The following is a 10,110-nucleotide window of genomic DNA, read 5'->3' on the forward strand; positions in this document are numbered from 1 at the left end:
CACGCCCCACGCCTGCGCCCCGCCCCACGCCAGAACCGCAATCAGCCCACCCATCAGCACAAGGATCAACAGCGCGCATCCGCGCACCATCGTCGCGAAAATCGCGTCCCCCTTAACCATGGCGGCATGTCGCCTGATGAGAGTGAGATCCCGTGTCCCGGCCCGAGGCCCGCGGCATCCGTTGCATACGTCCATTCCCGATGCCGTCTGTATTCCACCACCCATAGCGTCGACCCCTGCATGCTTCAATCGGACAGGTCGGACGGCGCAATTAAGTTTTTATGACATGCCACGGCCCGGACGACCGCCAGTCGCCCGCCGGAAAAGGCGGGTATCGCGCCCGCTCCGCTGCCCCCCGGCGGCCGGGGATGCCTCGCCCTGTCCATCGGCGCCCCTCCATGCCAAACACAGGGACGCCCCTGCGGAGCGGCCCCGTTCGACCCGCGCAACCAGCAAGGACCCCACCCCACGATGCCCCTTCTCCGGCGATCCCTTCTGGCCCTGGCGGCAGGCGGCGGCCTTGCGGCCGGCGTGCGCCCTTCCCGCCCGGCCCATTCCATGCCGGCGCCCCGGCGGGTCATCATCGATACCGATACCGCGACCGACGACGCATTGGCCCTGCTGCTGGCACTGAACGCGCCCAGCCTGACGATCGAGGCGATCACCATCGTCGTCGGCAATGTCGAATTCGACCAGGAAGTCCGCAATGCCCTGTATACGCTGCAGGTCGCGGGCGCCGGCGGGCGCTTTCCCGTCCATCCCGGCACCGCCCGCCCGCTGCTGCGCGAGACGCATCGGACCGCGACCTGGATCCATGGCCATGACGGGATGAGCGACAGCAACTTCCCCCCGCCGATGCAAAAACCCGAAACCGAGGGCGGGGTCGACGCCATGATCCGCCTGGTCCGCCGCCATCCCGGCGAGATCACCATCATTGCCCTGGGCGCCCTGACCAATGTCGCCATGGCGTTCCTGCGCGACCCCGAGCTGCCGCATCTGGTGCGCGACATCGTGTTCATGGGCGGCTTCCACGATTTCCACGGCAACGTCACCCCTGCCGCGACCTACAATCTGTGGGTCGACCCCGAGGCCGCACGGATCGTCCTGCGGTCGGGCGCACGGCTGACGTCGGTGGGATTCGACGCCAGCGTCCGGGCCTCGGTGCTCGATGACGGCGATTTCGCGCGCATCGCCGCCATGGAGACGGATCTCAGCCGCTTTTTCCTGCGGATCAGCCGCATGCGCCGCGCCTTCTGCAAGCAGCACCAGAAGATGGCCGGTCCCAACGAACCCGACGGATTGACCGTGGCGGTCGCCATCGATCCGACCATCGGCACGCTGATGCTGCCCCGTGCGGCGGATATCGAAATCCAGGGCGACCTGACGCGCGGCATGATGGTGGTGGACGAGCTGGACACCAGCGGCCGGCCGCCCAACGTCACGATGTGCGCCGACGCCGACGCCGCCCGGTTCAAGGCGCTGGTGTTCGCCGCACTGCGCGGAGGCGACATCCAGGCGAAAGGCCCGACCGGCCAACCCTGATCATGGATAAATAAACCGGCCCCAAAGGCCGGCGCCTTTGGCGGGTTTCAGGGCACCGCCCTGAGGCGTGCCGCCGAAGCATCGTTCACGGCCGGGGCGTGGCGGGCGTGCCGCCAGGTCTGCAGCCAGAACGGCACGCATTCGGCATTCATCGGCCGGGACATCAGGAAGCCCTGGACGACCTGGCAGTCAAGGGCGTCCAGCAATTCGAGCTGCCGCTTCGTTTCCACCCCCTCGGCCACCACGGTGATGCCCAGGCTGTGGCCGATGCGGATCACCGCGGTCAGGACGGAATGGACATCGCCCGTCCTCTCCAGCCCGATCAGGAAGCTGCGGTCGATCTTCACCTCGCTCAACGGCAGGCTGACCAGGTTCGCCAGGCTGGAAAAGCCGGTACCGAAATCATCCATCGACAGGCCGACACCCAGGGCACGGATCGCCCGGGCGGCGGCGATGGTGCGGTCATGATCCTCGATCATCGTACTCTCGGTCATTTCAACCGTCAGGCGATGGGGGGGGACACCACTCTCCGCCAGGATGTCCGCAATTACCCCGGGCAGGCTGGGATCGCGGAAATGCGGGGCCGACAGGTTGACCGACACCACCGGGATGTCCACGCCGGCCTCCATCCACGCCGCCATCTGGCGGCATGCCGTGCGCAGTGCCCATTCGCCCAGCGCCTCGATCATGCCGCTTTCCTCGGCCAGCGGGATGAAACGCGCGGGCGCGATGTCGCCCTGGTCGGGATCGTGCCAGCGGGCCAGGGCCTCCACCCCGCGCACGATCCCGGTCCGGGGCTCGACCTGGGGCTGGTAGGCCAGGGTCAGGCGGCCGGCCGCCAGGGCGTCGACCAGGGCCGAAGCCAGGATCACGCGATCCTGCGCCCTGCGATTCATTTCGGAACTGAAGAAGCGATAGCAATTGTGCCCGGCATCACGCGCCTGCGACACCGCGATCTGGACGTGCCGCAGCACCATGTCCACCGTGTGGCCTTTTTCCCGGCCGGCACAGATTCCGATGCTGACGGTGGAATTGATCGGCATGCCCCGGACAACGAAAGGGTCGGCCATCGTCCGCAGGACGGTGCCCGCCAGTGACGAGGCGTGATCGACCGCCAGGAGCCCGTCACCCTCCACGCAGCACCCCCGGCTGCCGGGGGTCAGGCCACAGCCGGTGACGATGGTGAATTCGTCCTGCCCGGTCCGGGTCAGCAGGTCACCCGCCCCCAGGACGGATTTCAGCCGCCCTGCCACGCCAAGCAGGATCTCGTCCGACGCCGCCTGGCCCAGCGCGTCGCCGATGGCGCGGAAACGGTCGATATCGACGGACATCAGGGTCATGCCGCACCAGCCCGCCTTCAGCGCCCGTGTCCCCAGATAGTCGCGCAGCCAGGCGCGGTTCGGCAGGCCGGTCACCGCGTCGTAATGCGCCAGCTGCGCGATCCGCGCGCGTGCGCGTTCCTGCTCCACGGCCAGGGTGCAGAGCAGCAGGCAGGCATCGACCACCCGCCGGTGCCAGAGCGAAGGTTCGCGCGGCGCCCGGAAATACAGGGCCAGGCTGCCGGCCACGGTGCCGTCACGCAGCCGGATTGGCACCGACCAGCATGCCACCAGCCCGTACGGCCGCATCAGGGCGCGCAGTTCCGGCGTCCAGCGCGGATCGGCGTCGATATCCGTGGTCAGGATTTCCAGTCCGTCATGGATCGCCGCGCCGCACGACCCGACCATCGGCCCGACGCGGATACCGTCGACCGCCTCGGCTATCCGCTCGGGCAACGAAGCCCGGCCCGCCATCCAGGCCGTCCGGTCGTCCTGGACCAGGATGATCGAGGCCGTGGCGTCCGGCGCGACTGCCTCGATCCGCCGGCAGATGAACTCCATGATCTCGGTGAAGCCCATCGCACCCGTCAGGGCCGCCATCACGTCGTGACGCAGGGTACGCAGCTCCATCGACGGGGTCTCGTCGGCCAGGATGACGATGGTCTCGCCCGCGTTCGCGCCGTTGGCCTCGTCGTCGTGCATCGGCGTGACCGACGTGCACAGCCAGATCTCCCGCCCCGACTGGGAAGTGGCGCGCAGGTCGATATCGAATCCGCGGCGGCTCCGCAGATTGGTGCGGAATTCGCGCAGGGCGGCCATGTCGTCCTCTCGCCCCGAGAGGATCGTTGAGATGTCGCGATTGGCCACGTCATGCAGGTCATAGCCCAGCATGCGGGTGAACGCCGGATTCACGTAGGTGATGCGATCCATGGCGTCGAGGATCATCACCCCGCGATCGGTGCGCCGGACGATGTTGGCGAAACGCTGCGCCCGCTCGCGCCGCTGGACGTCGCCGGTTATGTCGCGCAGGGTCATGACCCGCGCGGGCCCCGTGACAATGGCCGCAGCCGCGGCCTCGGTCACGATCAGTTCCAGCCACAGATCGCTGCCGTCACGTCGCGCCAGGCGGATTTCGCGGGCCATGCCGTCCGGGGTCGTGTCCACCCCCGGCAACAGGGTCTGGACGGCCCGGCCCGGCCAGTCGGCGCGCCGCCAGCCGCCGAGGCGCGCCGCCGCGTCATTGACGAAGACGACCAGTCCCGCGCCGTCGACGAGGATGACGCCACCGGCCATGGCGTCCAGTACCGCCGCCTCGGGCGATGGTCGATCGAACGACGGTCTGTCGGACATCGCCACCTCCTGCCCCTGCCTACCGCCGTGCCATATCGCACGCGCCAGGCAGTCCCAAGCGTGGATTACGGCGTCGACGGCATCGGGCATCCTGCCCGACCAACTGAAAACGAAGCGACGTTATGACATATTTTTTACCGGCCGCAATCTTCAAATAGTCGGAGCCCCTCTGAAATCCACACATGGCAGCCATTCGTCAAGTATTGATCCAAGGTGATATAACACAATACATGGCAGGTCGATCCACGCCGCCCGGCGCTGCCCCGCAACATGCGTGCAAAACGCACGAATATGGAACGAACCGCCCTGCGCGGCAGGCGCCGTCACTCTACTCATTACTTTGTCGTCACGAAACAAAAAGCGACCGGTCCAGCCGGCATTGTTCGACGGAACCGCTGGCAGAACCACCGGATCCTGTTTTCCATTTCGTGATGATCGCGTTGTGAACGCCGCGACGTCCGGGAACGTTCCTTGCGGCGCCGGCGGACGATTTTTACACATCCATTTTGAACAATAATCTCTGGGCCCCACCTCGGCGGCGTTCCCTGGAACGCCGCCATTCCTGCATGCGTCCGGGCCGCCGACCGTTCCCGATGCAAGCCATTGGGGAACCAATGCATCTGCGCCATGTTGCACACAAAACGACCGGTTCCGGCGTTTCAACACCAAGACGAGGGGTAAAACCCCCGCAGAGGTCAACTTGCAGCACTCCCATCCCCCCGCCCTCGGCGCCGTACCCCCCGCATGTCGGAGCGCACGGCCATGACCGGCACAACCGCACAACCGACCCCCTCTGTCCTCGCGGCCCGCGCGGCGCCCGCCGTTGCGGACCATCGCGTCCCGATCACCGACCTGCGCCGGGCGGCCTGGACATGTGCGCTGGGCAGCGCGATGGAATATTATGATTTCGCGCTCTACAGCCTGGCCTCGGCACTGGTGCTGGGACCGCTGTTCTTTCCCCACCATGGGGCGACGGTGGGGCTGATCGCCAGTTTCGGCACCTATTTCGTCGGATTCGCGGTGCGGCCGTTTGGCGGCCTGCTGTTCGGCGCGCTGGGCGACCGGTACGGACGCAAGTTCGTCCTGCTGTTCACGGTGACGCTGATGGGCGTGGCCAGTTCCTGCATCGGGCTGATTCCGACCTATGCCACCATCGGCATGTGGGCACCGGTCCTGCTGGTGCTGCTGCGGATCATGCAGGGGCTGGGGGCCGGGGCGGAGCAGGCGGGGGCATCGGTGATGATGACCGAATTCGCGCCCCGCGGCCAGCGTGGCTTCTACGCCGCGATCCCGCTGCTGGGCATCCAGACCGGATCGTTCGTCGCCGCCTGCGTGTATTATTTCGCCATCGCCGCCCATCCGGACATCGTGCAGGGCTGGGGATGGCGGGTGCCGTTCCTGCTCAGCATCGTGATCCTGGTCATCGCGGTCTATATGCGGATGCACCTCAAGGAATCCCCTGCCTTCACCGAGATGGAAAGCCATCACGCGCTGGAGAAGCTGACCCTGAGGCAGTTCTTCCGCAATTCCGGCCGGACCATCTTCTTCGGCATGGGATTGCGGATGGCGGAAAATGGCGGGGCGTCGATCTATCAGGCCCTGTCGGTCAGCTACCTGGTCACGGCGGTGGGCGTCGACGGGCGCACCGGCACCGCGGTGCTGATGAGCGCCACCATCGTCGGCGGCCTGGGCATCATGCTGGGGGGCACGCTGGGCGACCGTTTCGGCCGGGTGCGGGTCTATCGCGCCGCCGCGATCATCCAGGGCCTGTCGGCCTTCCCGGTCTGGTATATCCTCGGGCAGGGCAATTTTATCGCGTGCGTGATCGCCATGAGCATCGGCTGGGGCATCGGCAACAACGGCATGTATGGCGCCCAGGCGGCCCTGCTGCCGGAAATGTTCGGCATGGGCCACCGCTATGGCGGCGTGGCGGCCACGCGCGAGATCTCCGCAGTGTTCGCCGGCGGCATCGCCCCGCTGGTGGGGTCGCTGATCATCAGCAAGGTGGCGCAGCACCATGCCGGCCTGCCCCATCCGGGCCATCCGGCCTGGGTCTGGCTGGGTGCCTATGTCTTCGTGCTGTCGGCGATCACCGTCGCCGCGACCTTTTTTATTCCCGACCCGATCAATCGCGACCTGCAGGACCATCACGACATCCTTTGACGGTCCGTCTGGGGGGCGCCGTGCCGCGTCCCCCGTACGTCGACAGGACGATGGCGCGCAGTCGGTCGCCGGGATTTCGGAATATGTCCGCCGGCGCGCGCTGGCCGGATCCGCCGACAGCCATGGAAAAGAAGGCGACCATGCACTAACACTGAATGTGGGCCGTGCGGCGGCGACGGCCGGATGGGCCCCGGGGAGGGGTCCGCTCGGTGTTCTTTTGACGACATAAAGGCAATTACAATGGGTTATACCTCAAAAAACCCTTATACGAATGAGGTTCTGGCGACCTTCCCCTCGGCGACGGACGATGAAGTGAAGACGGCCCTGGCGGATGCGCACACCGCATTCCTGGCCTGGCGGGAAACCGCCTTCGCCGAGCGCGCCGGCGTCATGCGCAAGGCCGCCGGGATCCTGCGTGAGGAGGTCGAGAGTTTCGCCCGCCTGCTGACGCTGGAAATGGGCAAGCTGTTCGCCGAGGCGAAGGCCGAGGTCGAGTTGTCGGCGCAGATCTTCGAATATTACGCCGAACATGCCGAAGCCCTGCTGGCGCCGGAAAAACTGCCGGTGTCCGATCCGCGCTCGGGCGACGCCATGCTGGTGCACCAGCCGCTGGGCGTGCTGCTGGCGATCGAACCGTGGAATTTCCCCTATTACCAGATCGCGCGGATCATCGCGCCGCAGCTGTCGGCGGGCAATACGGTCCTGCTGAAGCATGCATCGAATGTCCCGCAGAGCGCCGCCGCCTTCGACGCGCTGATGAAGCGGGCCGGGCTGCCGGATGGCGCGTTCCGCAACCTGTATGCCACGCGCGGGCAGGTCGAACTGATCCTCAACGACCCGCGGGTGCACGGCGTGGCACTGACCGGGTCGGAAGGCGCGGGTTCGGTGGTCGCGGCGCAGGCGGGGCGCGCCCTGAAGAAGGCGACGATGGAACTGGGCGGCGCCGACGCCTTCGTCGTCCTGGAGGATGCCGACCTTGAAAAGACCGTGAAATGGGCGGTGTTCGGGCGCCACTGGAATGGCGGCCAGGTCTGCGTGTCGTCCAAGCGGCTGATCGTCGTCGACGCGGTCTATGACCGGTTCCTGGAACTCTATACCGCAGGTGTCGCGGCGCTGCGCGCGGGTGATCCGTTCGCGGCCGAGACGACGCTGGCCCCGCTGTCCTCGGCCGGCGCCGTCGAGGAACTGCGCGAGAATATCGCCAAGGCGGTCGCCCATGGCGCGACCGCGACCGAGGTCGGCCCCCGCGTCCCGGAAACCGGCGCGTTCCTGCAGCCGACGATCCTGACCGGCCTGACCGGGGACAATCCCGCCCGGTACTGGGAATTCTTCGGTCCGGTTTCGATGATCTTCCGCGCGAAGGACGAGGAGGACGCGATCCGTATCGCCAACGACACCCCGTACGGGCTTGGCGGTTCGGTCTTCACCGCGGACACGAAGCGCGGTGTCGAGGTGGCGAAACGCATCGAGACCGGCATGGTGTTCATCAACCATCCGACCATGGTCAAGGCCGACCTGCCGTTCGGCGGCATCGCACGTTCGGGCTTCGGACGCGAACTGATCGGCCTGGGCATCAAGGAGTTCGTCAATCACAAGCTGATCGACGTCGTCGATATCGACGCGCCGTTCTAGGACGCGTCGGTCGCGTTCAGGTCATGAGGACCTGAACGCGACCGACCCGGACACATTACATCCTGCCCGGCTTCAGGCACCCGCAGACGTTCCCCGGCAGCGCCCTAGAAATGATACAGCGGAATCGTGGGCATGAACGCGCAGCCCAGGACGATGGCCGCCAGAAAGCCGACGACGATCAGGAAGGCGACCACGGCCGTCCTGCGTTCGTGATGGGTGCGGAACGGTTCGGACGTCTCGGGCCCCTGGGGTAAGGTCTGTGTCATGGCAGCCTCCTGTGCTCCATGACATCCTCAACGCGGCGGCAGGGGGCGCGTTCTCGGTTTTCGGGACTTCACCGAAATGTGGCGGACATCGTGCCCGACGCGGCTTTCGCCACGACCGCATCCCGGAACGCATTTCCCGATAGGCACGTACGGCGCGAGACGACAGGATACGGGTCATTCTACTCATTCTGCCAGCGCGGCAAGGACCCCCCATGCGCAGCACGATCGCCGGCACGACCCTTCCTGTCCTGCGCGTGATGCTGGACGACGGCGAGCGCCTGATCGCCGAAACCGGCGAACTGTCCTGGAAGACCCCCAATGTCGATCTCGCCACCACGACGTCCGGTGCGGGCAATGCCGGATTTTTCGGTGCGATGCGACGCTCGCTGGCCGGCGGCGGCCTGTTCATGACCGAATTTACCGCCCGGGGCGGCCCGGGCCTGGTCGCGTTCGCGGCCAAGATTCCCGGTGCCATCGTGGAACATGCGGTCGGCGGCGGACGGTCGATGCTGGTGCACCGGCATGGCTTCCTGTGCGCGACCCCCGGAGTGACGCTGGACCTGGCGTTCCAGCGTTCATTGGGGGCGGGGATCTTCGGCGGGGACGGGTTTCGCCTGCAGAAGGTCTCGGGCCAGGGCATGTTCTGGTCGATGCTGGGCGGAGAGGTGATCCCCCACGATCTGGCGCCCGGCGAGGCGGTGGACGTCCATCCCGGCCTGGTCGGCATGTTCGAGGACACGGTGTCCTTCGACATCACGATGCTGCCGGGCATCCGCAACAAGCTGTTCGGTGGCGACGGATTCTTCCTGGCCCGCCTGACCGGGCCGGGCCGGGTCTGGCTGCAGACCTTGACCGCGCCAGGCCTGGCCCATGCGCTGGCCCCTTATCTGGGCATGGAGGGCGTGACCGCGACGGCCGAGGGCTCGCTGCTGGGGGCCGCCGTGTCAGGCCTGATCCGTCATGTGCGGAAGTAAGCGGGGGCATGAATCGCGGGTTCATCAGCCACGCCGCAACGGTACGCAATGAACCGGTGGCGCGTCCGTTCGTTGACCGAGTCCGGGGGGCCGAGCCTACCGGACCGGAACGAAGGAAGCCATCATGAGCACCATCCTGCTGATCGTCGTCGTGCTACTGCTGATCGGGGCACTGCCGTCATGGCCGTACAGCACGGGCTGGGGCTATTACCCGTCCGGCGGCCTGGGCCTGATCCTGATAATTCTGCTGATCCTGATCCTGTTGGGACGACTTTAACACCCTGACCGGACGTCGGGGATCACATTTTTCGGCCAATCATGGAACACGGCACAGATGTCGGCGGATCCAGTTTGATTACGATCCGGCCGGCCCGCCTGGCGACCGCCGCCAAGGATCCTGCGTGTGTCGGCCACGCCGAAGTCCGCCGGAGCACCATGGTCGAGACGAGGAGATTGCCGTCACGATCTCCTCCCTCGCATCGCCCGATGCGAGGGGCATCGCCGGCTCCCGGGACCCTTTGCACATATGGGCTGGTGAACGAGAGCGGCCTTTTGCACCGCCCGCCACGCAGGAGACGTGCGTCGGTTCGGCGCCAGACCGGATTTCCAGGCGCTCTCTCAGGGCATCCTCGTCAACGAGCAATCACCTGTTCGACATGGCCCTGATCCAGGTCATTGCCGGACAGGCAGCCTTCCCGTAATCAACAGGATTAAATTGCCTGCCAATTATCGATCCAGGGCGGTAAGCGAACAATGCGGATTCTAGTGACGGGCGGTTGCGGGTTCATTGGTTCGGCGGTTGTGCGCCGTCTGATCGGGTTTACGGGGCACGAGGTGGTCAATGTGGACTGCCTGACCTACGCG

At 66.4% G+C, this 10,110-nt stretch carries 8 protein-coding genes; 6 read left to right on the forward strand and 2 right to left on the reverse strand.

Annotated elements, in window-relative coordinates:
• Positions 1-471: 471 nt before the first annotated feature.
• Positions 472-1,542, forward strand: a complete 1,071-nt coding sequence (locus HLH28_RS17590) for a nucleoside hydrolase (RefSeq protein WP_182961906.1) — start codon at positions 472-474, stop codon at positions 1,540-1,542.
• A gap of 47 nt (positions 1,543-1,589) precedes the next feature.
• Here HLH28_RS17590 and HLH28_RS17595 read toward each other — a convergent pair whose 3' ends face one another.
• Positions 1,590-4,211: an EAL domain-containing protein gene (locus tag HLH28_RS17595; protein WP_182961907.1), complete on the reverse strand. Its 2,622-nt coding sequence runs from the start codon at positions 4,209-4,211 to the stop codon at positions 1,590-1,592.
• 762 nt (positions 4,212-4,973) lie between these two features.
• Here HLH28_RS17595 and HLH28_RS17600 point away from each other — a divergent pair.
• Together HLH28_RS17600 and HLH28_RS17605 are read left to right on the forward strand one after the other, a co-directional pair.
• The gene (locus HLH28_RS17600) at positions 4,974-6,374 is read left to right on the forward strand and encodes an MFS transporter (protein ID WP_182961908.1); all 1,401 of its coding nucleotides are present in this window, start codon (positions 4,974-4,976) and stop codon (positions 6,372-6,374) included.
• Between the two features lie 240 nt (positions 6,375-6,614).
• Entirely contained in the window at positions 6,615-8,006 is a 1,392-nt protein-coding gene (locus HLH28_RS17605; RefSeq protein ID WP_182961909.1) for an NAD-dependent succinate-semialdehyde dehydrogenase, read from the forward strand.
• Between the two features lie 104 nt (positions 8,007-8,110).
• Here HLH28_RS17605 and HLH28_RS17610 read toward each other — a convergent pair whose 3' ends face one another.
• Complete coding sequence (locus HLH28_RS17610; protein WP_182961910.1) at positions 8,111-8,272, reverse strand: hypothetical protein; 162 nt, start codon at positions 8,270-8,272, stop codon at positions 8,111-8,113.
• A gap of 212 nt (positions 8,273-8,484) precedes the next feature.
• On the opposite strand from HLH28_RS17610, the gene HLH28_RS17615 reads away from it, so the two are divergent.
• The 3 genes from HLH28_RS17615 to HLH28_RS17625 form a co-directional block, all read left to right on the forward strand.
• Positions 8,485-9,246: an AIM24 family protein gene (locus HLH28_RS17615; protein ID WP_182961911.1), complete on the forward strand. Its 762-nt coding sequence runs from the start codon at positions 8,485-8,487 to the stop codon at positions 9,244-9,246.
• A gap of 124 nt (positions 9,247-9,370) precedes the next feature.
• On the forward strand, positions 9,371-9,523 hold the full coding sequence (locus HLH28_RS17620) for a DUF3309 family protein (protein WP_182961912.1): 153 nt from the start codon (positions 9,371-9,373) through the stop codon (positions 9,521-9,523).
• Between the two features lie 476 nt (positions 9,524-9,999).
• The coding region (locus HLH28_RS17625; protein WP_182961913.1) for an NAD-dependent epimerase/dehydratase family protein at positions 10,000-10,110 on the forward strand (111 nt) is incomplete at its 3' end.

This window comes from Gluconacetobacter tumulisoli (assembly GCF_014174155.1).
Taxonomy (GTDB): domain Bacteria; phylum Pseudomonadota; class Alphaproteobacteria; order Acetobacterales; family Acetobacteraceae; genus Gluconacetobacter; species Gluconacetobacter tumulisoli.

Bases quoted from the DNA above. Each gene is read 5' to 3' on its own strand.
- HLH28_RS17610 (WP_182961910.1), bottom strand. From the start codon at position 8,272: ATGACACAGACCTTACCCCAGGGGCCCGAGACGTCCGAACCGTTCCGC.
- HLH28_RS17600 (WP_182961908.1), top strand. From the start codon at position 4,974: ATGACCGGCACAACCGCACAACCGACCCCCTCTGTCCTCGCGGCCCGC.
- HLH28_RS17620 (WP_182961912.1), top strand. From the start codon at position 9,371: ATGAGCACCATCCTGCTGATCGTCGTCGTGCTACTGCTGATCGGGGCA.
- HLH28_RS17590 (WP_182961906.1), top strand. From the start codon at position 472: ATGCCCCTTCTCCGGCGATCCCTTCTGGCCCTGGCGGCAGGCGGCGGC.
- HLH28_RS17615 (WP_182961911.1), top strand. From the start codon at position 8,485: ATGCGCAGCACGATCGCCGGCACGACCCTTCCTGTCCTGCGCGTGATG.
- HLH28_RS17595 (WP_182961907.1), bottom strand. From the start codon at position 4,211: ATGTCCGACAGACCGTCGTTCGATCGACCATCGCCCGAGGCGGCGGTA.
- HLH28_RS17605 (WP_182961909.1), top strand. From the start codon at position 6,615: ATGGGTTATACCTCAAAAAACCCTTATACGAATGAGGTTCTGGCGACC.